The following is a 21,467-nucleotide window of genomic DNA, read 5'->3' as shown; positions in this document are numbered from 1 at the left end:
CGCTGACCCCGCGCTGACGGTGACGCCGAGCTGACGGTGGAGGATCAGCCGACGGCGACGCTCAGCACGAATCCGGGGGGCCCGACGAGCGTCGCGATCTCCAAAGGACTCGCACGCCCGGGAAGCACTGCTGACCACGCGCACGGGTCCGCGTCATCGGCGCTCGGATGCAGGAGCACCTCCGACGGGTCGATCTCAAAGCCTCGACCATCCGCCTTCACGGCTGCTTCGATGCGCGTCCACGCCGCGAGACCGGGGGCGGCGCCGTCGGGGAACATCGACCCCATTCCGTGGAGGCGTCCGGCCGCCGCCTCATCCTCGACATCCACGCCCAGCAGAATGGACCCCGCTGTCGCCGCGACCACGACAAGATCCTCCGCGTGGCTCACGCTGAGCGACACGCCGGCCGAGCGCGGTCGGCCGTGGTCGGCTCCGCACCTGTCGCAGCGGCTGGAGAGCAGGACCTCGTCGGAGCCTCGGATCCTGCGCACGAGCGCGCGGATCAGCGCCCTCCCCGCCAGGAAGCCCTGAGCGCGGCTGCCACTCAGCTGGCGGAGGCGGTCGACCTGCCCCTGCCCCATCGCGGCGGCATCGATCTCGGTGAACCCCCGCAGGTCCGAGGGCCGCGCCCACACGACGATCACGTCGTGCCAGATGATCTCGCCCATGACTCCGCCTGCTCCCGTCGGATCGGCAGCTGCGGTCCGGCGGCTCAGACCTCGAAGTCGACAGCCACGCGCGACGCGACCACCGAGCGCACGTATGCCACGACCTCTTCATGAGCGGGGTGCACCTGGTACTCCTCCAGGGCCTCGATGGAATCGACGTCCGCGACGAGCGTGACGTCCCAGTTCGCGTCCGGATATGCGATGTTCGCGCCCGCGGAGATCGAGCGAAGCTGCGGCACGACACCGTCGAGTGCGTTCAGCCTGCGGGCGACCTCGGAGGCCTGTTCGGAGCGCGTCGCGGGGTCCTCTGCGGCGAGCTTCCAGGTGACGACGTGACGGATCATCGCGCTTCCTTCTTCAGTGCGTCATGCTGCACAGCGGCTTCGAGAGCATCGCGCAGTCGGTCTGCCGACAGGCGCCAGTGCGCGTGCAGCTCTCCGTCGATGAGGACGACCGGGATCTTCTCCCACCACAGCTCGTAGAGCGCAGGGTCGTCCTTGATCGACGCCTCGACGATCTCGATCCGCTCGGCAGCCGCGTCGGGGAGTTCGGCGACGACGGAGTCGATGATCTCGGACGCGACGTCGCACAGGTGGCAGTCGGGCTTGCCGATGAGGGTCAGCGTGGTCACGCCGACGGCACCTCGACCTCGCGGCCCTGGGCGATCCACTCGCCCGTTCCGCCCTCGACGTTGGTCGCGTCGTACCCGCGGGATTCGAGCGCCTCGACGACGCGCGCCGACCGTCCGCCGGCCTGGCAGATGACGTCGAACGACTCCGCCGGGAGCTCTTCGAGTCGGTTGCCGATCTCGGACATCGGGATGTTGACCGCCCCGGGGACGTGTCCGGCGGCGTACTCATCGACCTCGCGGACATCGATGAGCGGAGTGTTCGAACGCTCGGCGAGTTCGGTGACGGTGATCGACTTCATGGCATGCTCCTGCGACGAGTGGGAAACCGGGGGGTAGAGACACAAAGCGCCCGTCCGGAGACAGGCGCTCGTGTCTGGTCGCTTACTTCTTGTTGCGACGCTGGTGGCGAGTCTTACGAAGCAGCTTGCGGTGCTTCTTCTTCGCCATGCGCTTGCGGCGCTTCTTGATGACAGAACCCACGGAAACCTCACTAAGTCAGTGGCTGGGTGTCGTCGGTGACGGACACCCGGGTACGGGCACGGAAAAAATGCCTCGGATCAGTCTAGCAAACAGTGAAGCTCTCGCTGCACGCGCCCACGGGACCGAGCGGAGAGCGTCAGCCGACGTCGGCTATCGGTCGCTGCAGAGCATCGGCCACCGCGGATTCCGGAACCCGGAAACTGCGACCGAAGCGAATGGCTGGCAGCTCCCCAGCATGCACCATTCGATAGACGGTCATCTTCGACACGCGCATCAGTTCGGCGACCTCAGCCACCGTAAGGAACCGGACATCTGGAACCTCGGGCATCCCACGTACCCCTTTCTCGATTTGTGCACACTCTAGGGGGAATCTGGGACGCGTGTAAACCCATGTGGCCTGTGTGATCAGTGAGCATCGCCGACGGTGGCGAAGGCACGCACCGGGAACGTCCCGAATCCACGCACGGCCGGAGGAGCCGCCGTGAACCGCGCACCACGGGCGGGCACCTCGGACAGGCGGGTCAGGTGCTCGACCACATGGATGCCGGCGGCCAGCAGGATGCTGTGAGCCGGCCGCTCGCCGCCGCTCTCCGTGTCGTCGATGTTGAGCGAATCGATGCCGACGAGTGCGACCCCGGCATCGGCCAGGAACCGCGCTCCTTCTTCGGTGAGGAACGGTGCCCCGCGGCCGTACTCCGGAGTGCCGAAGTGCTCACTCCACCCGGTGTCGAGCAGCACCGCGGCGCCTCGGAGCTCACGGTCCGCGAGCGTCACAGCTTCGATCCCCCGGCGCTCGGCGCTCCACGCGTCGTGCAGATGGAAGACCTCGGCGCGTAGCCCGACGAGGGAGCAGAGCTCGAGCGAGGCCAGGTCCCCGCCGTCCTCATACCGGTGGAAGGGCGAGTCGAGGTAGGTGCCCGTGTTGCCGATCATCGTGATGATGTCCATCGCGAACTCCGTGCCCTGCGCGTACTTCGAGCGGGAGTCCTCGCGCGTGAGGTGCGGAGTGATCGTGGGGGCAGGGAGGCCGGGGTAGGTCTCGAGCCCCGCTTCGATCGTGTGGCTGAGGTCGATGACCCGTGGTGACGGAGCGCTCCCCTCCACGCCTCGGCTGCCACGGTGCGCCTCTTCCACGATGCGGAGCCGCTGCAGCTCGACGGCGCTCACAAGAGCGAGCCCGAGATGCCGCACCAGCAGCGCTCCGATCGCATCGGAGTCGATGTCGGGACCGGGAAGGTCGAGACGGAAGCCTTCTCCCGTCATCCCCCCGCCATTGGCGAACGAGATCGTGAAGTCGAAGTGCGCTCGGTACGAGGGCGAAGCTGTCGTCATGCTCACATCATGGCAAGCGCGAGACACGGTCGGCGAGACCTGTTGGTTCTCGCCGTTCGTGCACTCCTGACTCGGCGCCCCTCACGAGCGGAGCATGCGGGTCACAGCGGAGACATAGGACGTGTGCCGCAACCGTTCAGACTGCACTGGGATGCTGAATGCACGACTCACGATGGCACCGTCCGAGTCACGCGGGCTGGGGCCCGCGGCCACGCCCCCGAAGACAGACCCCCCGCTGTCAACGGGGGCGAAGTGCGTCCGGGGGCGTCAGCCGCCGAGGCGCTTGAGCGCGGTGGTGACGACGTGCCTCGCCGACGCGGCGGCACGACCGACGACCTCGGCCGCGTGCGCGGCTCCGTCGGGAAGCGGCAGTCCGGGGTAGTCGATGTCCGGTGCATCGTCGCCGTAGGCATCCATGAGGAACGGGACGAGCCAGTCGTCGACGACCTCCAGCGGCTCGACGGCGAGGCTGTAGAAGCGGCGCTGGCCGTCTTCGCGCACACTGACCAGTTCAGCCTCGCGGAGCACCTTGAGGTGCTTCGAGACGGTGGGCTGGCTGATGCCGAGCTCGGCGACGATATGGCTCACGCTCGTGCCGGCGTCCCCTTCGGTGGTGCGTCGCAGGAGAAGCTGGAGGATGTCGCGCCTCGTACCGTCTGCGATCACGTCGAAGATGTCCGTCATGTGATCAGGGTAGTCGTCCCCGGCACGGAGTACCATGACGAAGGCTCGGCGATCGGCGTCGTGCAGCCGCGGTGCGCGGCGAGGGGAAGCGAAGGGGGACTCGATGTCGGGCATCGCTTCGGCGTCGTCACCTCGACAGCGTCTTGAGAACGCCGCCTCCTGGGGCAAGCACATCGTCACCTCGTCGCCCTCGCGCTTCGCGATCGTCATCTTCGCGATGCTCATCCTCGTCTTCACGGTGCTGCTGTCTCTGCCGATCGCGTCGGCATCGCGCACGGTCACGCCGCTGGCGGATGCGCTGTTCACGGCTGTGTCGACCATCTGCGTCACGGGCCTCGCCACCGTCGACATGGCGAACCACTGGTCTCCGTTCGGGCACGTGCTGATCTTCATCGGCGTGAACATCGGCGGGCTCGGTGTGCTCACCCTGGCGTCGCTGATGGGCCTGGTCATCTCGAAGCGCCTCGGGCTGCGGGCCAAGCTCATGGCCGCCGGAGACACGAACCCGCTGCGAGCCCACGGCGGCGTCGTGAACGAGAGCCAGACCGTGCGGCTGGGCGAGGTCGGTCAGCTCCTGCGCACCGTCGCGGTGTCGTCGCTCATCATCGAGGGCGTCCTCGCGATCCTCCTCTACCCCGCGCTGGTCCTGGCGGAGGTCGACCCGATCGCCGCCCTGTGGGAAGCGCCGTACTTCGCCGCCATGGCATTCACGAACACCGGGTTCGCTCCCAACGACGGCGGCGTGGCCGTCTTCGCCGACGACTACCTCGTGCTGTCGCTGCTGATGGTGGGCGTCTTCCTCGGGAGCATCGGCTTCCCCGTGATCTACACCCTGGCCAAGCACGTGTGGCACGTGAAGAAGTGGTCGCTGCACACCAAACTCACCCTCGTCACCACCGTGCTCCTCTTCGTGTTGGGTGCCGCGGTGTTCCTGATCCTCGAGTACGCGAACCCGAAGACGTTCGGCTCGATGGATGCCGCAGACACGACGTTCCAAGCCTTCTTCCTCTCGGCGATGACCCGTTCGGGTGGCTTCAACGTGATCGAGATGGACGACCTGAACGGCTCGTCGCTGCTGGCCGCGAGCATGCTGATGTTCGTCGGCGGCGGTTCGGCATCCACCGCCGGAGGAATCAAGGTCACCACTCTCGCCGTGCTCGCCATCGCCGTGTGGTCGGAGGCGAAGGGGCGCCAGTCGGTCGAGGTCTTCGGCCGCCGCATCCCCAGCGACGTGCAGCGTGTGGCGCTCAGCGTCGTCGCCTGGGGAGCCACGATCGTCGCACTGTCGACGATCATCATCGCCCAGATCACCAAGGCCGACATCAGTCATGTGCTGTTCGACGTGATCTCGGCGTTCGGCACCGTCGGCCTCTCGACAGGTCTCACCGCCGAGCTCCCCGATTCCGCCTCGTACGTGCTGGCGACCACCATCTTCATGGGGCGCGTTGGTACAGTGACTCTCGCCGCGGCAGTCGCCGCGACGTCGCGATCGCAGTATTACTCGCTGCCCGTGGAAAGGCCGATCGTTGGTTGAAGTGCTCCGGGGCGACGCTCCCGTACTCGTCATCGGCCTGGGCCGCTTCGGCGCCGCGTGCGCCGGCGAGCTCGACCGACTCGACCGCGAGGTGCTCGCGATCGACGGCAATCTGGAGCTCGTGCAGAAGTGGTCCGACCGCGTCACGCACACGGTGCAGGCGGACGCCAAGAACATCGACGCCCTGCGTCAGATCGGCGCGCAGGACTTCCAGGTCGCCGTCGTCGCCGTCGGCTCGTCGATCGAAGCATCCGTGCTGATCACCGCGAACCTCGTCGACCTCAAGGTGCCGCAGATCTGGGCGAAGGCCGTCTCGCAGTCGCACGGCAAGATCCTCGCCCGCGTGGGTGCCAACCACGTCATCTACCCCGAGCGCGAAGCCGGCGAGCGCGTCGCTCACCTCGTCTCCGGCCGGATGCTCGACTTCATCCGCTTCGACGACGACTTCGTGCTGGCGAAGATGTACCCGCCGAAGTTCATCCGCGGCGTGGGTCTGAACGAATCCGGCGTGCGCAGCAAGTACAAGGTCACCGTCGTCGGCGTGAAGAGTCCGGGCAAGCCGTTCCGCTACGCCGAGGCGAACACGATCGTCACCAACCACGACCTCATCATCGTCTCGGGCACCAACAGCGACATCGAGCGCTTCGCCGCGCTCGACCGCTGAGTGGCAGCCCCGCGGGTTCAGGCGTCGATGTCGAGCGTGATCTCGACGACGTCGTCGATGCCGATGCCCTCCCGATCCTGCAGCGCCTTCTTGATCGGCACGATGTACCCGCCGTCCTTCGGCCACAGCGCCGTGGTCACGGTCGTGCGTCCGATCGTCACGGATGCGGGGATCATCCCCCACCCGTAGGTGACGACGCCGGCGATCTCGCCGATCATCGCGCTCTCGGCCGGCGGCACGGTGACGAAGTGGAACGGCGCCGGTCCGCGCCAGAACCAGATCTCTCCCGAGAACCGCAGCTGCATGTCATCCTCCTGCGGCGAGTTCCTTCGCCCGCGCCAGCGCCGCGTCGGCGACCTGTGCGAACGTCCGGTCGAGGTGCGCGTCCTGCAGCACGGCGACGGCCCGCTCGGTGGTGCCCTTCGGACTCGTGACCCTGCGACGGAGCTCAGACGGCTCCTCCCCCGACGCGTCGAGCAGCGCGGTCGCACCGATGAAGGTCTGCTCCACCATGACTCGCGCGTCGCTCTCGCTGAAGCCCATGCCGACGGCGGCCTTGGTGAGCTCCTCGATGAGCAGGTAGACGTAGGCGGGGCCCGAACCCGAGATGGTCGACAGCGCGTCGATCTGCGACTCGGGAACCTCGACGACAGCGCCCACGGTCGCGAAGAGGCGGTGCACGAGGGCGAGGTCGTCGGCGGATGCGGCCGCCCCCGCGGCGAGGCCGGTGACGCCCTTGCCGACGGTCGACGGCGTGTTCGGCATCGAGCGGATGACACGGACATCGGCGCCGAGGTTGTCGGCGAAGGTCTGCAGGGTGACCCCGGCCGCGAGACTCACCACGATCGCGTCTTCGGGCAGAGAGGGAGCGATCTCGCGCAGCAGATCGGGGACCATCGCCGGCTTCACCCCGACCAGGACGACACGCGCCGACTGAACCGCCCGCGCGTTGCCGTCCGGCGTCTCGGAGAGCGCGATGCTCGTGACGCCGTCGAGGTCGGCGAAGGCCGCCGCCTTCTCGGGCGTGCGGTTCGTCGCGGTGATGCCTCCGTCGACGGGGATGCCGGATGCGACGACCCCTCGCAGGATCGCGCCGCCCATGGAACCGGCACCGAGGAACGCGAGAGCAGGAAGAGATTCAGCCATGTCGTCATCCTACGGCGGGCGCACCGGGCGACCACGGGCGAGCCGATCTAGACTCGTCGCATGAGTGCATCCGGCGGCGGCAAGGCCATTCTCGCGGCGTTCCTGGCGAATCTGGGCATCGCCCTGGCGAAGTTCATCGCCTGGGCGCTCTCAGGATCCGCGTCGATGCTCGCCGAGGCGATCCACTCGGTCGCCGATTCCGGCAACCAGCTGCTGCTCATGCTGGGCGGCCGCAAGGCGAAGCGCGAGGCCGACCGAGCGCACCCGTTCGGCTATGGCCGAGAGCGTTACGTCTACGCGTTCGTCGTGTCGATCATCCTGTTCTCCGTCGGTGGCCTGTTCGCGATCTACGAGGCGATCGACAAGCTCACCCACCCGCACGAACTCGACAAGACCTGGTGGTGGCTGCCGCTCGTCGTGCTCGTGGTCGCGATCGGCCTCGAGTCGTTCTCGCTGCGCACGGCCGTCAAGGAGAGCAACCTCGTGCGCGATGAGGGCCAGTCGTGGGTGTCGTTCGTGCGTCGCGCCAAGGCGCCGGAGCTGCCCGTCGTGCTGCTCGAGGATGTCGGGGCGCTGACCGGTCTCACCTTCGCACTGCTCGGTGTGGGATTGACCATTATCACCGGCAACCCCGTGTTCGACGCACTCGGAACGCTGATGATCGGCATCCTGCTCGTGCTCATCGCGATCGTGCTCGGAGTCGAGACCAAGAGCCTCCTGGTGGGCGAGGGAGCCACCCCGGCCGATCACGATCGCATCGTCGACGCGATCAACGCCGGCGACGAGATCGAGAAGATCATCCACATGAAGACGCTCTACCTCGGACCGGACGAGTTGATGGTTGCGGCGAAGATCGCACTCAATGCCGACAAGCCGCTGCGCGAGGCCGCGGTCGACATCGACGCGATCGAGGCCCGCATCCGCGAGGCCGTGCCGACGGCCAGGGTCATCTACATCGAGCCCGACGTGTACCGGCCGTCGCTCGACCCGGAGCCGTCGACCGACGTGTTCGTGCTCAAGTCCTCGGACTGACTCCCCCGAGGTCCGCGACCGTCAGCGGCGCTGCTCGAAGAAGTCCCGCAGCAGGGCCTTGGCGGCGTCTGCCTCGACCCCGCCGATGACCTCGGCGCGATACGGCAGCCGACGATCACGCAGCACGTCGTACATGGATCCGGCGGCCCCCGCCTTGTCGTCCCAGGCTCCGAAGACGACCCGAGTGATCCGCGCCTGCAGGATCGCCCCGGCACACATGAGGCAGGGCTCGAGCGTGACGACGAGGGTGTGGCCCTCGAGATTCCACGAGCCGACGGATGCCGCGGCGGCACGCAGTGCCTCGACCTCGGCGTGACCGGTCGGATCCCCGGTCGCCTCACGATTGTTGCGACCGTCCGCGACGATCCGCCCCTCGGCGTCAAGCACCACCGCACCGACGGGGATCTCCGACACCGCTGCCGCCTCGGCCGCGAGCTCGAGAGCGCGGCGCATCGCGATGAGGTCGGGGGCGGTCATGGGTCGAGCCTACGACAGCCGCAGAGGCCACTCCCGTGCAGCCGATGTCGTACGCGAGCGTCCGGCGCATTAGCCTGTAGGCATGCGTGTTCACGTCGCCGACCACCCTCTCGTCACTCACAAGCTCTCGGTGCTGCGCGACCATCGCACACCGTCGCCGGTCTTCCGCCAGCTGACCGAAGAACTCGTGACGCTGCTCGCGTACGAGGCGACCCGCAACGTGAAGGTCAGCCCGGTCGAGATCACCACTCCCGTGACCACCACGATGGGCGTGAAGATCTCGGAGCCTCGCCCGATCGTCGTACCGATCCTGCGCGCAGGACTCGGCATGCTCGAGGGACTCGTCAAGCTTCTGCCGACCGCCGAGGTCGGATTCCTCGGGATGGTCCGCGACGAAGAGACCTTCGAGCCGACGACCTACGCCGAGCGCCTCCCCGATGACCTGAGCGATCGCCAGTGCTTCGCCATCGACCCGATGCTCGCAACCGGTGGCTCGCTGGCTGCGGCCATCCAGTTCCTCTTCGACCGCGGGGCCAAGGACGTCACGGCGATCTGCCTGCTCGGCACGCCGGAGGGTCTCGCCGCGATCGAGGCGCTCGTCGGAGACCGCGATGTGACCATCGTGCTCGGCGCGCTCGACGAGCGTCTCAACGAGAAGGGCTACATCGTCCCCGGACTCGGCGACGCCGGCGATCGGCTCTACGGCACCGTCTGACGCATCGGCTGCTCGCGCTAGCCGAGCAGCGCCACGCCGAACCCCGCGACGACGTCGCGGACCTCGGCGAGATATCGCTGCGCCTGCTCGGTCAGGGGGATGGCGGTGCGTCCGACCCATCCGATCTCGATGTGGTCGTCGACGTCGAGAGGCACCGCGACGATCTCAGGATCGAGGTCGTCGCTGATGATGCCCGTCGAGATCGTGTACCCGTCGAGTCCGATCATGAGATTGAAGATCGTCGCTCGGTCGGAAACCCTGATCTCGCGAGCGCTCGAGAGGGTCGAGAGGATCTCCTCGGCGAAGTAGAACGAGTTGTTCGCCCCCTGATCGAAGGTGAGCCGCGGCAGGCCGACGAGATCGTCGAGGGTCGCCCGCTCGCGGGAGGCGAGCGCGTTCCGTCGCGAGACGAAGATGTGCGGCTCGGCGACGAAGAGCGGATGGAACGCGAGCCCCGAGTCGCGCAGCAGCTTGTCGATGACGTTCCGGTTGAAGTCGTTGCGGAAGAGGATGCCGAGTTCGCTGCGCAGCGTCCGCACGTCTTCGATGATGTCCCACGTGCGGGTCTCCCGCAGTGAGAACTCGTACTCGGCCGCGCTCGAGCCCTTGACCATCCGCACGAAGGCATCGACAGCGAACGAGTAGTGCTGCGTCGACACCCCGAGGAGTCGGCGCGACGGCGGCCGCCCCAGGTAGCGCTGCTCGAGCAGCTCGGCCTGCTCGACGATCTGTCTGGCGTACCCGAGGAACTCCGAACCGTCACTGGTGAGCGTGACGCCCCGGGCCGAGCGGGCCAGAAGGGCACGACCCACCCGACTCTCGAGGTCTTTCATCGCCGCGGACATCGTGGGCTGAGCCACGTAGAGCATGTCGGCCGCGGCGGTGATGGATCCTTCCGCGGCGACCTCGATGAAGTACTGGAGCTGTTGCAGCGTGATGCCGCTCGATCGCCTGGGCATAGGAGAAGGCTATAGCACCGCATAGTGGAGCTGAATTACCCGATGACCCTCGTTCGGCAGCACCATGAGAGCACAGCATTCGCGAGGCCCTGTCGGCCTCTCTCCCGGATTGGCCCCTCATGGCGAACGAGATCACGTTCAGCATCACCACCACGCGCTTCGACGAGGACTACGCCCCGTCGGACAGTTCGCGGATCACCACGAACTTCGCCAACCTCGCCCGCGGCGAGCGTCGCCAGCAGAACCTCCGCAATGCCCTCACGATGATCGACCGACGGTTCAACGATCTCGCACGCGGCGACGGACTCGACGGCGACGGCCCAGACGGCGGCCGCTACTCGGTGGAACTCGACATCGTCTCGGTGCAGCTGCGATTCGCCGACGGCGAGGACCGGGAGTTCCCCGTCCTCGAGGTGCTGGACATCCACATCGTTGACCGGCTGACCGGCGAACGCCACCAGGGCATCGTGGGGAACAACTTCTCCTCCTACCTGCGCGACTACGATTTCAGCGTCGTCCTGCCCGCGGCGAGCGCAGCCGCCGGCGGGTTCGCGACACCCGACGACTTCGGCGAGCTGCACGGCAAGCTCTTCCAGCACTTCCTCGAGTCCGACGCGTATCAGGAGCGGTTCTCGACCCTGCCGGTGATCTGCATCAGCGTCTCGACCAGCAGGACGTATCGCCGCAACGGCAACGTCCACCCCGTGCTCGGCATCGAGTACGTCCAGGACTCCTTCTCGCTCACCGACGAGTACTTCGGGAAGATGGGCCTGCAGGTGCGGTACTTCATGCCGCGCGGCAGCTCTGCCCCGCTCGCCTTCTACTTCCGCGGCGACCTTCTGAGCGACTACTCCGATCTGCAGCTCATCGGCACGATCAGCACTATGGAGACGTTCCAGAAGATCTACCGCCCCGAGATCTACAACGCGAACACACCCGCCGAGAGCGTCTACCGTCCGAGCCTGGCCCACGAAGACTTCCAGCAGACCGAGATCACCTACGACCGCGAGGAGCGCAGCCAGCTCGCGGTCGTCCAGGGACGCTACGCGGATGAGCACTTCGTGACGCCCCACCGGCGCGTGCTGGATCAGTGGGCCGCCGCCTACCCGGCTCCGGTCCGATGACCGGCGCCGGCTCGACGACCTTGGAAACCCTCCTCCCAACCTCGATCGTCGGGAGCCTGCCCAAGCCGGCATGGCTCGCGAGGCCTGAGGTGCTCTGGTCGCCGTGGGAGTTGCAGGGGGATGCGCTCGTCGAGGGCAAGCATGATGCGTTGCGCGCCGCGGTGCACGAACAGCGGCGGCGCGGCATCGACATCGTCAGCGACGGGGAGCAGACCCGCCAGCATTTCGTCACCACCTTCATCGAGCATCTCGACGGCGTGGACTTCGAGAATCGCGAGACGGTGCGCATCCGCGACCGCTACGACGCGAGCGTGCCCACAGTGGTGGGTGCGGTGAGCCGTCCGAAGCCCGTGTTCGTGGACGACGCGACGTTCCTGCGTCAGCAGACCGATCAGCCGATCAAGTGGGCGCTCCCTGGCCCGATGACGATGATCGACACCCTGGCCGACCGTCACTACCGCAGCCGCGAGAAGCTGGCGTGGGAGTTCGCGACCATCCTCAACCAGGAGGCGAGGGAGCTCGAGGCTGCGGGAGTGGACATCATCCAGTTCGACGAGCCCGCGTTCAACGTCTTCTTCGACGAGATGAAGGACTGGGGAATCGCGGCCCTCGAGCGCGCAGTCGAAGGGCTGAGCGCCGAGACGGCTGTGCACATCTGCTACGGCTACGGGATCAAGGCGAACAACGAGTGGAAGGCGACTCTCGGCGCGGAGTGGAGGCAGTACGAGGAGTCGTTCCCCCTTCTGCAGCGGTCCTCCGTCGACATCATCTCGCTGGAGAGCCACCACTCTCATGTTCCTATGGACCTCATCGAGCTCATCCGCGGCAAGAAGGTCATGCTCGGGGCGATCGATGTGGCGAGCGAGCAGGTCGAGACTCCGGAGGAAGTCGCCGACACCCTGCGCCGCGCGCTCGAGTTCGTCGACGCAGAGCTTCTCATCGCCAGCTCGAACTGCGGCATGGCACCCCTGCCGAGGCATGTCGCGCTCGACAAGCTGAGCGCTCTGTCTGCGGGAGCGCGACTGGTCCGCGAGGAGCTCGGCGCCTGACCGGTGCCACGCCCCCGAACATCGCCGCGCGTGGCCCCCGGCTGTGACGCCCCGTCGGGGCGACTCACACGCCCAGGCGGTAGCCGCGCTCGTCTCCGTAGTGGGTGAAACCTGCCCGTTCGAGGATCGGTGCGGACGTCGCTGTGCGCCCCTTGACGAGTGCCGTCTCCGCCCCGAGGGATGCGCTCACCCGCAGCCGCTCGGCGAGGACCGCCCGGTAAGCGCCTCTGCCCCGCGCGTGCTCGAGCGTGGCGGCACCCCACAAGCGGGCGAATCCGTCGACGATCGTGCACCCGCCGGTGCTGACGGCCCGGCCGTCGAGCCGCGCGAGAACACGGGAGTGCGTACCCGCGTCGAGCGTCGACGCGATCTCTTCGAGTTCGATCCGAAGCCCTTCTTCGTCGAGGGGCTGCTGCTGCCACACCGGCACGTTGATGGCGTCGACCTCGCGGACCTGCTCGAGTGTGCGAACGACCTCTGCGGTGGGCTCCGGCGGGACGTCGATCGACGCGCGGTCGATCGGACAGGCGAACACCGCGACCGTGTCGATGTGCTCGGCTCCGCGTCTGCGCAGCTCGGCTTCGAGGTCGGGGCGATCGGACGCGTTGGTCCAGAAGCGCAGCTCGCGCTCCCCCCACGATCTGGTGCGGTCGATCGCGTGGTCGAGAACAGTCGCGGCATCAGCGTCCGAGTCGACCTGCGATCCGCGCACCCCGCCACCGAACCGTTCGGGATACCGCACCAGCTGCAGCTCCGTCTTCTCTCGCTCGCTGTCACGGGGGAACCACACCCAGGCCGCCGAGGCGCGAAGGATGTCGTCTGTCGTGTGCATGGTGGCTGTTCCTCGCCGTGGGGTCGGTCGTCGCTCAGCTCGCCGCGCCGACGAGACGGGCGAAGGCGCTCATCCGCGCGACCCCCTCCGGTGTGCGCGGGAGGTCGTCGAGCAGTGCCGGGGAGTGGATCAGGTAGGCCGCGACCTGCGCTCTCGAGATCGCCACGTTCAATCGGTTCTGCAGCAGCAGGAACTCGGGACCCCGTGGGGCATCCCGACCGCTGGAGGCCGCGAGGGACGTGATCGAGACCACCGCCTCCTTGCCCTGGAAATTGTCGACCGTGCCGACCGGGACGTCGGGGAAGCCTGCCTCGGCGAGTGCGTCGTGCACGGCCTGACGCTGCGCGTTGTAGGGCGCGACCACGATGATGTCGCGCTGCGCGAGCGGCCGGACCGTGACATCGGCATCGTTGTCGGTGAACGCGCGTCCGACGAGGTCTCGCACGAGTGCCACCACCTCGCGCGCCTCCTCCGGCGACTGCGTGGCGTTGCCGCGGTGTCGGAGCGGGACGATGTGCAGACCGGGATCGATGCCGTCGAGCGCACGCCGTTCGGTGCCGGGAGCCGACGCGAGCTGCCCGGCGTATGCGAGCTTCGACACCGGCGCGGCGAGGCGAGGATGCATGCGCCACGAACGTGCCAGAAAGTAACCGTAGTCGGGTCGGACCACCGCGTCGCCGTCCATGACCCATCCGAGAGCCGACGTGTCGACGGGCTCGGAGTGCGCCCCCTGGCTGACCTGGGGAAGCTGCTGCGGATCGCCGAGCAGCAGCAGACGCTGCGCGCCCGCGGCGACGGCGATCGTCGAGGCGAGGGAGAACTGCCCCGCTTCATCGACCACGAGCAGGTCGAGGCCCCCGCGCTCCACGCGTGCGGTGTTGCTGAAGTCCCAGGCCGTTCCGCCGACGACCGCTCCGTGCTCGGCATGCTCGCCGAGGAATGCGGCCATGCCGTTCTTGGGAATCGCCGTGTACGAGGGATCGGATGACGGATCCTTCGGCGCCTTCCCGACCTGCGCCGCGGGAACGCCGTCGGCCACGACCCGCTCGAGCAGATTCTCGATGATCGCGTGGGACTGCGCGACGACGCCGACCCGGAAGCCGTGCTCCTTGACCAGCCGCGCGATCACCTGGGAGCCCGTGTAGGTCTTGCCGGTGCCAGGAGGACCCTGCACCGCGAGATAGCTGCGATCGAGGTCGAGGACCGCTCGCACGATCGCATCGATCGTCTCGTCCCCCTGGTCAGGCAGGGGGCCGCCCGAGAGCGTCCGCGGAGGGATCCTGCGCAGGATGTCGGTGGCCGCGTCGGACGGGAACCCGGGTGCTGCCGCGTGGACCGTGTCGGCCCATTCGTCGATCGCGCCCTGCAGCGAGACGACGCGCGGCGGAGCCGCGGGGGTGAGAGCGAGAGGCAGTTCGTCCCACGTCTGTCCCTGGATCGCCGTCTCGGTGATCAGATAGCCGTCGTCGAGCACCTCGGTGACAGTGACCGTATGCGGCACGTGCACCGCGCGTGACGGAGCCTCGGTGTCGAACGGAGCCGGCACGGGATAGAGCGCGAACGGTTGCGACCCCGCTCCGAGAGTGGTGCCGGGTGACACCTCTCCCCGGATCTCGATGTCGCGCGACATCACCCGGCGCCCCTCGCCGACGCTCCAGTCGCGCTGCACGGTCGAGGACATGCGGTCGACGCGCACGACATCGCGAGTGCCGTCCCACATAGTGACGGGCTCGCGCAGTCGCTGGAAGTGCGACACCCAGAAGCTCTTCGCCTCGCGAGGGAAGTAGTCGATGGCGGCCGCAGCGAGGCGATGCACCTGACCGTCGCCGCCCGCCGCCGCGGCCCGCTCCGCGTCGGCGAGGAGTGCCACCGATCGCGGCGACGGCTCGTAGATCACCTCGTCGGCCTCGTCGGGCGGGGCGGGGTTCACCCCCTCCTTCCGGGCGATGTCGATCAGCCAGTTGCGAAGGCGCCTCGTCGACACGCAGTCGTAGCGGTTGTAGTCGGCGAGATCGGCGAAGACCGCATCGGCCTCGTCCTGCTCCCCTGCCGCCGCGAACTCGCGGGCCGCCACGTACTGCACGATCGAGTCGTCGCCCTTCTGCACGTCGCTGGTGCGCACGTCCTCACCCATGTAGAGCGGCTCGAGCTTCTTGATCGAGTACGACCGCGACCCCACGCGCACGGTGCGCAGCACCAGCGGATACAGGTCGACGAACACGCCCTCGCGCAGCAGGCGGTCGATCTCGCCCTCGCGCACGCCGTGGCGTGCCGCCATCGCCACCAGGTGCGAGGTCTCGTACGGCGCGTAGTGATAGATGTGCATGCCGGGGTGCGCTGCTCTGCGCACCTTCACGAAGTCGAGGAATCGCTCGAACGCCTCTCGCTCCGCAGCGAAGTCGTGGGCCCACAGCGCCGTGTACTGGTCGGCGTTGTCGACCCATCCGAAGAGGTAGTCGATGCCCCAATGAGCCTCGCCGTCAGGCGCCGGCTCGGTGTAGAGCGGGTCGCCCTCGAAGTCGAAGAAGATGTCGCCGTGACTGGGCACAGGGAGGGTGTGGATCGCCGCGGCGTAGTGCACGTCGTATGTCGGCGCACCCTCGGCATCCGCGCGGATCTGCAGCCTCGCCTGCGCCCGCAGCGTCTCGAACGTGTCGGTGTTCATGCCGTCAGGAGGCGTATCGGCGTCGGCCAGCGCGTCGATGGTCTCGATCCCGGCCGCCCGCAGCCGGGCGCGCTGCACGGGCCGCATGCGCGCGACCATCAGCAGGTCGCGGTGTGCGATCACCTGCTCCTCGCAGGTCGCGCATCGTCCGCAGGCCACGATCTCGAGGTCTCCGCGGTCGTCGCCCCACGCCAGCGGGGCGCCGCTGGAGCCGTCGTCGACTCGGCGATCCGCGACGAGGGCGCGCAGGCGCGCTCGACGCACCTGGAACAGCGGAAGGAGGTCATCCACCGCGTGGGTGCTCAGCGTTCCGTCGCCGAGGATGAGGTCGACCTCATCGGACCGCGGAATGCCCAGCCGGTCGAGCTGATCGACATATGCCGCGAGCTGCATGAGGGCGGTGACGCGCGCCTTGCGGGCGAGCTTGGAATCCTGCACCCGCCATCGCCCGTCGTCGTCGCGCTTGAGGAAATCGGCGAACCCGACGAACTCGGGTGTCGCGAACGCCGCCTGGAAGACGACCAGCGCATCGGATCCGAGCGCATGCACCGTCTCGTCGACGGCAGCCGCGAGCGCCTCGGCGTCGATCGACGACACCTTCTCGACCCGGTGCACCCGATCGCTCCCGAGATCGTCGATGTAGCGGGCGAGGACGTTCTGCTCGTGGACGTCTCCGAGCAGCGCGGCCCTGGCGAGAGTCGCGTCTTCAGGCTCCTCCACGGCCGGGACGCGGCCCAGCTTCGCATCGATCGCGCGGCACCAGGCGAACTCGCATTCGGCGGCCGCCTTGAGGTCGCTCGCGCTCCAGATGACGCGCTGCGCCTGAGTGTCGATCCGCACGATTCTCCCGTTCCCTCGGATGCTTCGACACTAGCCGCGGCATCCGACACGGGATCACGCCGAGAGGCGTGTCAGCGCCACCACGTGTCGTCGGGGGTGACCGGGAGGTGACGCTTGTGCTGCGTGGCGAGGTATCGGGACTCGATCCGCCCGGCGACGTCCGGGTCGACCTCGCGACCTTCGAGGAAGTCGTCGATCTGCTCGTAGGTGAGGCCCAGCTCGTCTTCGTCGGCTCGGCCGGGCTGGCCGTCCAGGAGGTCGGCCGTCGGCACCTTGTAGGCGAGACGATCCGGCGCCCCGAGCAGCAGCAGCAGTGACCGGCCCTGCCGCTTGCTGAGACCCGAGAGGGGAAGGATGTCGGCCGCGCCGTCGCCGAACTTCGTGTAGAAGCCCGTGACCGCCTCAGCTGCATGGTCGGTGCCGATGACGATGAGACCGTCGTGTCCGGCGAGCGCGTACTGCGTCACCATGCGCACGCGCGCCTTGATGTTGCCGCGGTTGAAGTCGCTGATGTCGCTCGTGACCGCGAACTCGATGTCCTCCTCGACGCCGTCGACGCCGTTCTGGATGTTCACCTCGACCGAGGAGTCCGGTGCGATGAACTCCAGCGCGGCCTCGGCATCAGCGGCGTCCTTCTGCACCCGGTACGGCAGCCGCACTGCGAGGAACTTCGCCTCCCCGCCCTCGGCGCGCACGCGTTCGACCGCGAGCTGTGCGAGTCGCCCCGCGAGTGTCGAGTCCTGGCCGCCGGAGATCCCGAGCACGAAGCCCTTCGCTCCGGTCACCCGCAGGTAGTCGACCAGGAACGCCACTCGGCGCTCCACCTCGACCTCGGGGTCGATCTCGGCCTTCACGCCGAGCGCTTCAGAGATCTGCTGCTGCAGGGTCATTTGTTCCTCCGGTCTGCCCGACGCCAGTATCCTCCCCCAGTGTTACATCGAGATGACGTCGGTCGCACGCGCTCGGCTTCGCGGCGATCGATCCACCTGGCAGGATGGCGGAGTGAAACTTCTCGTCGCAGCCATGGCATCCGAACTCGCAGCGTTCCCGGACGAGCTCGAGGGATTCGACCAGCTCGTCACCGGCGAGGGCAAGATGCAGGCCGTGTACGCCCTCACCCGTGCGCTCGACGCCAAGGAGTACTCCGAGGTGGTGGTCGTCGGGACCGCCGGCGGCATCGACCCTGAGCTCGATGCGACCGTGCACGAGATCGGCAGCGCACTGCAGCACGACGTGTTCGACCTCGACGGCGTCGCAGGGCAGCACGTGTCGCTGCCCGCGCGCGTGTCCACCGGCCGCGAGGGCGTGCTGATCGCGACCGGCGACAGCTTCGTCGGCGATGCCGGGATCACCGCCGTCATCCGCCCCTCGGGTGCAGGTCTGGTCGACATGGAGACCTATGCGTACATCTGGGTCGCCGAGCAGTTCGGAGTGCCGATCCGCGCGTTCCGCGCGATCTCCGACCGGGCGGAGGATGGTGCGCTCGTCGACTTCCGCGAGGCGATCGCACGGTGCAGCGTGCAGCTGCGTGAAGTGATCCGCCGAGAGTACGGCGTCTGAGGACGGGCATCGGCTGAGCCCGCTGCTCCGGCGGGGGGCGCGCCGGGTCTCAGCGCGCCTCGATCACGCTCGGACCGCTCGACGTCGCACGCACCCGCAGCTGCGCAGGGATCTGCTCCTGCATCGCCTCGACGTGGCTGATGACGCCGACGGTGCGACCGCCCTGGCGCAGCTCGTCGAGCGTGCGCATGGCGACGTCGAGGGTGTCGCCGTCGAGCGAGCCGAAGCCCTCGTCGATGAACAGGGTGTCGAGACGGATGCCGCCGGCTCGCGCCGTGACCACCTCGGCGAGTCCGAGCGCAAGGGCGAGGGAGCTCAGGAAGGTCTCCCCTCCCGACAGCGACTGCGCCGGCCGGGTCTGGCCCGTGAATGCGTCGAACACGACGATGCCGAGCCCAGACGCGGCCCCGCGGGCGGCGAGCGCGTCTGAGTGGCGGAGCTGATAGCGCCCCGTCGACATGTCGCTGAGCCGGCGGTTCGCGGCGTCGACGATCTCTTCGAGTTCGGCGGCGAGGACGAACGTCTCGAGCGTCATCTTGCGGGCGTTCGCCCCGCGACCGGCGATCGCGTCGGCGAGTCCTCGCAGAACCTCGTAGTCGGCGGCGTCGTCCGCGATGCGGGCGTGCTCTGATGTCGCGGCCTCGATGACCGCGGCGAGCTGCTCTGACACCCCTGCCGCCCGCCCCGCCTCGTCGACCGCGACGGACCAGCGCTGCCGCGCGGCGAAGGAAGACTGCTCGGCAGGACCGAGATCGATCGTCTCCTCCGGCAGCGTGCGGAGCTCGAGGTCGAGGAGGATCGCGCGCTCCTTCTCGCGTTGGACGGCGTGCTGGGTGACTCGATTCTCGAGAGCCGCCTGCGCTGCGGCCGTGCGGAGCGACAGCTCGACCGCCGCGACGCCATCGAACTCGGATGCTTCCAGCGCCGCATCCAGTTCGGCCTTCGCAGCTGTCGCGGCCTCAGCCTTGCGTGCCCGCTCTGCCGCCGCCTCGACGAGCGCGAGAGCAGCCTGGACTTCGACACGCGTCGCCGTGAGCCTCTCGGCCACGGACTCGTAGTGCCCTTTCGCTTCTGCGATCGTCTCTCGCGTATCGGCGACCCGCTGCGCCACGAGCGAGTGCGCTTCGCGTGCCGCGGCCAGCGCCGTGGAATCACGGTCGCGGTCGCTGTCGAGACGGCGGATGCGCGCGAGGAGGGCTTCGCGCTGCTGATCGAGTGTGACCAGCTGGTCGGCTGCGTCTGTGCTCTGTGCATGCGCCGCTGCCGCGGTGTCGAGTTCTGCGACAGCCTCGTCGACCTCTCGACCGTCGGCGCGGCTGATCGCCGCGGCGAGGTCGGCGCGCAGTGAGGATGTCCGTTCTGCCGCATCTCGCTCGCGCTGCGCGAGGACATCACGTGCGGCTTCAGCCTCGTCGACGTCTTCCGCCGAGACGGGGTCGGCATGCACGGCGGGAGCCGGATGTTCGTGCGATCCGCATACCGGGCACGCCTCGCCCTCGTGCAGCGAGGTCGCCAACTCCCCCGCGAATCCGTCGAGTCGGCGCTGTCTGAGCTGAGCGAGCGCGGTCTGAGCTGCAGCGAGCGCGGCGCTGGCGTCAGCGAGTTGCCGTTCGGCGTCGTCATGAGCGGCTCTGAGACGGACTGTCTCGACCGCCGCCGCATGCCGCGCTGCGGCAGCATCCCGTGCTGCGGCCAGATCTCCGGCGCGATCAGCGAGCTGCCTCGCCGCGTCGCGCGCGAGTGTGAGCTGTTCGAGCTCTGCGGGAAGCGCGACACGATCGGCCTCGGCCGCGTCGATGCGAGCGGTCGCCGCCGCCACGGCATCGGACGTCGCCGCAAGCTCGGCATCGAGCGCCGACGCGGAGCGTTCCAGCTCTGCCGCACGCTGCCACAGACCGGTCTGCGCCGTGCGCTCGGCCGCCCACTCCGTGAGATCGTCCGCGACGATGCCGTGAGCCTCCCAGGCCGCCCGTGCGCGTGTCTCGGCCTCGATCGCGGCGTCGAGCGCCGATGTCGCCGTCGTCGCGGCGGAGATCGGGCCCCGCAGCAGCTCCGCGGCCCTGGCTTTCTGCAGTTCACTGCGCGCGGCGGCGATGTGCGGCTCATCAGCCTCGAGACGTGCGAGCGCGGCTCTGGCCCGATCCCGCTCGAGCTGCGCCCGCTGCTCCTCACGCGCGATCGCGAGGGCCGCGTCTGCTGCGTCCGACTGCTTCTCCGCCTCGATCCGTTCAGCCGCTCGACGTTCTGCGCGGTAATCCGCACGAGCCTTCGCGCGACGCAGACCGTCGAGGCGCTCCTCTGTCGTCACCGCGACAGGCTCTGAGTCGGCCGCGCCCGCGTCTTCTCCCTGCACCTCGCCGTCGTGCCCGAGGCCGGCGCTGCCGACGAGCCTCTCGCCCTCGTCGAGGCGGGCAGACACCGTTGCGAGGCGTGCCCCGAGACTCTGCTCGGCCGCCTTGCGTCGTTCATCGAAACGCGCCTGCACGTCTTCGAAACGCTCGGTGCCGAACAGCCGCCGCAGCAGCGACTGTCTCTCTTTGCTCCCCGCCAGCAGGAACTCCGAGAACCGATTCTGCGCGAGCAGGATCACCTGCAGGAACTGCTCGCGACTGAGCTGCAGGATCTCGTCGAGCTCGAAGGCCGCCTCGCGCTCTTTCGCGGCGAGACCGATCCATTCGCCGCCGACCGAGGTGTCGAGCTGCACGGCCGCCGGCTGCACCGTCATGCCGCCGCCGCGCTTCTTGGGGCGCTCGTATTCCGGTGAACGCCTGACGCGGAATCGGCCCGCCGGAGTGCTGAACTCCACCACGACCTCGGTCACGTCGTCGGGCTCGCAGTGATCGCTGCGCAGCCGCTTCTCGCCACCCTCGTAGCGCGGGACTCCGCCGTAGAGACCGAAGCAGACGGCATCGAGGATGCTGGACTTGCCGGCGCCCGTGCGACCGGCGATCAGGAAGATGCCGTCGTCGGCGAAAGCATCGAAGTCGACGGTCTGCCGCTCGCGGAACGGACCGAACCCTTCGACCTCCAGTCGGTGCAACTGCATCAGAGAGTCTTCTTCACTGTCGGAGAATG

23 protein-coding genes are annotated in these 21,467 nt (G+C 68.2%); 7 read left to right on the top strand and 16 right to left on the bottom strand.

The window, feature by feature from the left end:
• Positions 1-44: 44 nt before the first annotated feature.
• The 8 genes from RU09_RS18055 to RU09_RS07120 all read right to left on the bottom strand — a co-directional run bounded on the left by RU09_RS18055 (position 45) and on the right by RU09_RS07120 (position 3,795).
• A complete protein-coding gene (locus RU09_RS18055; RefSeq protein WP_052492892.1) occupies positions 45-668 on the bottom strand; it encodes a 4'-phosphopantetheinyl transferase family protein in 624 nt (207 codons plus the stop codon).
• A gap of 44 nt (positions 669-712) precedes the next feature.
• Positions 713-1,012, bottom strand: a complete 300-nt coding sequence (locus tag RU09_RS07145; protein ID WP_042538983.1) for a Dabb family protein — start codon at positions 1,010-1,012, stop codon at positions 713-715.
• On the bottom strand, positions 1,009-1,299 hold the full coding sequence (locus RU09_RS07140; RefSeq protein WP_042538981.1) for a glutaredoxin family protein: 291 nt from the start codon (positions 1,297-1,299) through the stop codon (positions 1,009-1,011). The genes RU09_RS07145 and RU09_RS07140 overlap by 4 nt, the downstream gene beginning before the upstream one ends.
• Positions 1,296-1,598: a rhodanese-like domain-containing protein gene (locus tag RU09_RS07135; protein ID WP_042538979.1), complete on the bottom strand. Its 303-nt coding sequence runs from the start codon at positions 1,596-1,598 to the stop codon at positions 1,296-1,298. The genes RU09_RS07140 and RU09_RS07135 overlap by 4 nt, the downstream gene beginning before the upstream one ends.
• A gap of 82 nt (positions 1,599-1,680) precedes the next feature.
• Positions 1,681-1,779 (bottom strand): 30S ribosomal protein bS22, encoded by a 99-nt coding sequence (locus RU09_RS18265; RefSeq protein ID WP_003792170.1) that lies wholly within the window; start codon positions 1,777-1,779, stop codon positions 1,681-1,683.
• A 136-nt stretch (positions 1,780-1,915) separates the two neighbouring features.
• Positions 1,916-2,107 carry a helix-turn-helix domain-containing protein gene (locus RU09_RS07130; RefSeq protein ID WP_042538977.1) on the bottom strand — a complete coding sequence of 64 codons (192 nt, stop codon included), beginning with the start codon at positions 2,105-2,107 and terminating at the stop codon, positions 1,916-1,918.
• 77 nt (positions 2,108-2,184) lie between these two features.
• Positions 2,185-3,111, bottom strand: a complete 927-nt coding sequence (locus RU09_RS07125) for a cyclase family protein (protein WP_042538975.1) — start codon at positions 3,109-3,111, stop codon at positions 2,185-2,187.
• Between the two features lie 267 nt (positions 3,112-3,378).
• Entirely contained in the window at positions 3,379-3,795 is a 417-nt protein-coding gene (locus RU09_RS07120; RefSeq protein WP_042539424.1) for an ArsR/SmtB family transcription factor, read from the bottom strand.
• Positions 3,796-3,898: 103 nt separating this feature from the next.
• On the opposite strand from RU09_RS07120, the gene RU09_RS07115 reads away from it, so the two are divergent.
• Together RU09_RS07115 and RU09_RS07110 are read left to right on the top strand one after the other, a co-directional pair.
• A complete protein-coding gene (locus tag RU09_RS07115) occupies positions 3,899-5,329 on the top strand; it encodes a TrkH family potassium uptake protein (protein WP_042539422.1) in 1,431 nt (476 codons plus the stop codon).
• Positions 5,322-5,993 (top strand): potassium channel family protein, encoded by a 672-nt coding sequence (locus tag RU09_RS07110; protein ID WP_042538973.1) that lies wholly within the window; start codon positions 5,322-5,324, stop codon positions 5,991-5,993. The genes RU09_RS07115 and RU09_RS07110 overlap by 8 nt, the downstream gene beginning before the upstream one ends.
• Before the next feature lie 17 nt (positions 5,994-6,010).
• Here the strand turns inward: RU09_RS07110 and RU09_RS07105 are convergent, their stop codons facing one another.
• Both RU09_RS07105 and proC read right to left on the bottom strand, forming a co-directional pair.
• A complete protein-coding gene (locus RU09_RS07105; protein ID WP_042538971.1) occupies positions 6,011-6,298 on the bottom strand; it encodes a DUF1905 domain-containing protein in 288 nt (95 codons plus the stop codon).
• Position 6,299: 1 nt separating this feature from the next.
• Positions 6,300-7,139, bottom strand: a complete 840-nt coding sequence (proC, locus tag RU09_RS07100; protein ID WP_042538969.1) for a pyrroline-5-carboxylate reductase — start codon at positions 7,137-7,139, stop codon at positions 6,300-6,302.
• A gap of 60 nt (positions 7,140-7,199) precedes the next feature.
• On the opposite strand from proC, the gene RU09_RS07095 reads away from it, so the two are divergent.
• Positions 7,200-8,171 (top strand): cation diffusion facilitator family transporter, encoded by a 972-nt coding sequence (locus tag RU09_RS07095; protein ID WP_042538967.1) that lies wholly within the window; start codon positions 7,200-7,202, stop codon positions 8,169-8,171.
• 21 nt (positions 8,172-8,192) lie between these two features.
• On the opposite strand, the gene RU09_RS07090 is transcribed toward RU09_RS07095, so the two are convergent.
• Positions 8,193-8,648 carry a nucleoside deaminase gene (locus tag RU09_RS07090; RefSeq protein WP_042538964.1) on the bottom strand — a complete coding sequence of 152 codons (456 nt, stop codon included), beginning with the start codon at positions 8,646-8,648 and terminating at the stop codon, positions 8,193-8,195.
• A gap of 82 nt (positions 8,649-8,730) precedes the next feature.
• Between RU09_RS07090 and upp the strand changes: the two genes are divergently transcribed.
• Positions 8,731-9,363 carry a uracil phosphoribosyltransferase gene (upp, locus tag RU09_RS07085; RefSeq protein WP_042538962.1) on the top strand — a complete coding sequence of 211 codons (633 nt, stop codon included), beginning with the start codon at positions 8,731-8,733 and terminating at the stop codon, positions 9,361-9,363.
• Positions 9,364-9,380: 17 nt separating this feature from the next.
• On the opposite strand, the gene RU09_RS07080 is transcribed toward upp, so the two are convergent.
• Complete coding sequence (locus RU09_RS07080; RefSeq protein ID WP_042538960.1) at positions 9,381-10,322, bottom strand: LysR family transcriptional regulator; 942 nt, start codon at positions 10,320-10,322, stop codon at positions 9,381-9,383.
• A gap of 119 nt (positions 10,323-10,441) precedes the next feature.
• Between RU09_RS07080 and RU09_RS07075 the strand changes: the two genes are divergently transcribed.
• Both RU09_RS07075 and RU09_RS07070 read left to right on the top strand, forming a co-directional pair.
• Entirely contained in the window at positions 10,442-11,446 is a 1,005-nt protein-coding gene (locus RU09_RS07075) for a putative oxygenase MesX (protein ID WP_042538958.1), read from the top strand.
• 20 nt (positions 11,447-11,466) lie between these two features.
• A complete protein-coding gene (locus RU09_RS07070) occupies positions 11,467-12,495 on the top strand; it encodes a methionine synthase (protein ID WP_042539420.1) in 1,029 nt (342 codons plus the stop codon).
• A gap of 64 nt (positions 12,496-12,559) precedes the next feature.
• On the opposite strand, the gene RU09_RS07065 is transcribed toward RU09_RS07070, so the two are convergent.
• The 3 genes from RU09_RS07065 to nadE form a co-directional block, all read right to left on the bottom strand.
• Positions 12,560-13,327 carry a hypothetical protein gene (locus RU09_RS07065; RefSeq protein ID WP_042538956.1) on the bottom strand — a complete coding sequence of 256 codons (768 nt, stop codon included), beginning with the start codon at positions 13,325-13,327 and terminating at the stop codon, positions 12,560-12,562.
• Positions 13,328-13,361: 34 nt separating this feature from the next.
• Positions 13,362-16,832: a TM0106 family RecB-like putative nuclease gene (locus tag RU09_RS07060; protein ID WP_082041059.1), complete on the bottom strand. Its 3,471-nt coding sequence runs from the start codon at positions 16,830-16,832 to the stop codon at positions 13,362-13,364.
• Between the two features lie 71 nt (positions 16,833-16,903).
• Positions 16,904-17,722 (bottom strand): ammonia-dependent NAD(+) synthetase, encoded by an 819-nt coding sequence (nadE, locus tag RU09_RS07055; protein ID WP_042538954.1) that lies wholly within the window; start codon positions 17,720-17,722, stop codon positions 16,904-16,906.
• Positions 17,723-17,834: 112 nt separating this feature from the next.
• Here nadE and RU09_RS07050 point away from each other — a divergent pair, with 112 nt between their 5' ends.
• The gene (locus RU09_RS07050; protein WP_042539416.1) at positions 17,835-18,392 is read left to right on the top strand and encodes a phosphorylase family protein; all 558 of its coding nucleotides are present in this window, start codon (positions 17,835-17,837) and stop codon (positions 18,390-18,392) included.
• Positions 18,393-18,441: 49 nt separating this feature from the next.
• Here RU09_RS07050 and RU09_RS07045 read toward each other — a convergent pair whose 3' ends face one another.
• Positions 18,442-21,438 carry an AAA family ATPase gene (locus RU09_RS07045; protein WP_042538952.1) on the bottom strand — a complete coding sequence of 999 codons (2,997 nt, stop codon included), beginning with the start codon at positions 21,436-21,438 and terminating at the stop codon, positions 18,442-18,444.
• Positions 21,439-21,467: the final 29 nt, after the last annotated feature.

This window comes from Microbacterium sp. MEJ108Y (genome assembly GCF_000834175.1).
Classification (GTDB): Bacteria; Actinomycetota; Actinomycetes; order Actinomycetales; family Microbacteriaceae; genus Microbacterium; species Microbacterium forte.
Note: the sequence above shows the minus strand (reverse complement) of the source record. Positions and strands in the feature narration are given on the sequence as shown.

What these genes read in the sequence shown, in the direction of transcription:
- RU09_RS18055 (WP_052492892.1), bottom strand. Translation starts at nt 668, where the DNA reads ATGGGCGAGATCATCTGGCACGACGTGATCGTCGTGTGGGCGCGGCCC.
- RU09_RS07145 (WP_042538983.1), bottom strand. Translation starts at nt 1,012, where the DNA reads ATGATCCGTCACGTCGTCACCTGGAAGCTCGCCGCAGAGGACCCCGCG.
- RU09_RS07135 (WP_042538979.1), bottom strand. Translation starts at nt 1,598, where the DNA reads ATGAAGTCGATCACCGTCACCGAACTCGCCGAGCGTTCGAACACTCCG.
- RU09_RS07130 (WP_042538977.1), bottom strand. Translation starts at nt 2,107, where the DNA reads ATGCCCGAGGTTCCAGATGTCCGGTTCCTTACGGTGGCTGAGGTCGCC.
- RU09_RS07125 (WP_042538975.1), bottom strand. Translation starts at nt 3,111, where the DNA reads ATGACGACAGCTTCGCCCTCGTACCGAGCGCACTTCGACTTCACGATC.
- RU09_RS07120 (WP_042539424.1), bottom strand. Translation starts at nt 3,795, where the DNA reads ATGACGGACATCTTCGACGTGATCGCAGACGGTACGAGGCGCGACATC.
- RU09_RS07115 (WP_042539422.1), top strand. Translation starts at nt 3,899, where the DNA reads ATGTCGGGCATCGCTTCGGCGTCGTCACCTCGACAGCGTCTTGAGAAC.
- RU09_RS07105 (WP_042538971.1), bottom strand. Translation starts at nt 6,298, where the DNA reads ATGCAGCTGCGGTTCTCGGGAGAGATCTGGTTCTGGCGCGGACCGGCG.
- proC (WP_042538969.1), bottom strand. Translation starts at nt 7,139, where the DNA reads ATGGCTGAATCTCTTCCTGCTCTCGCGTTCCTCGGTGCCGGTTCCATG.
- RU09_RS07095 (WP_042538967.1), top strand. Translation starts at nt 7,200, where the DNA reads ATGAGTGCATCCGGCGGCGGCAAGGCCATTCTCGCGGCGTTCCTGGCG.
- RU09_RS07090 (WP_042538964.1), bottom strand. Translation starts at nt 8,648, where the DNA reads ATGACCGCCCCCGACCTCATCGCGATGCGCCGCGCTCTCGAGCTCGCG.
- upp (WP_042538962.1), top strand. Translation starts at nt 8,731, where the DNA reads ATGCGTGTTCACGTCGCCGACCACCCTCTCGTCACTCACAAGCTCTCG.
- RU09_RS07080 (WP_042538960.1), bottom strand. Translation starts at nt 10,322, where the DNA reads ATGCCCAGGCGATCGAGCGGCATCACGCTGCAACAGCTCCAGTACTTC.
- RU09_RS07075 (WP_042538958.1), top strand. Translation starts at nt 10,442, where the DNA reads ATGGCGAACGAGATCACGTTCAGCATCACCACCACGCGCTTCGACGAG.
- RU09_RS07065 (WP_042538956.1), bottom strand. Translation starts at nt 13,327, where the DNA reads ATGCACACGACAGACGACATCCTTCGCGCCTCGGCGGCCTGGGTGTGG.
- nadE (WP_042538954.1), bottom strand. Translation starts at nt 17,722, where the DNA reads ATGACCCTGCAGCAGCAGATCTCTGAAGCGCTCGGCGTGAAGGCCGAG.
- RU09_RS07045 (WP_042538952.1), bottom strand. Translation starts at nt 21,438, where the DNA reads ATGCAGTTGCACCGACTGGAGGTCGAAGGGTTCGGTCCGTTCCGCGAG.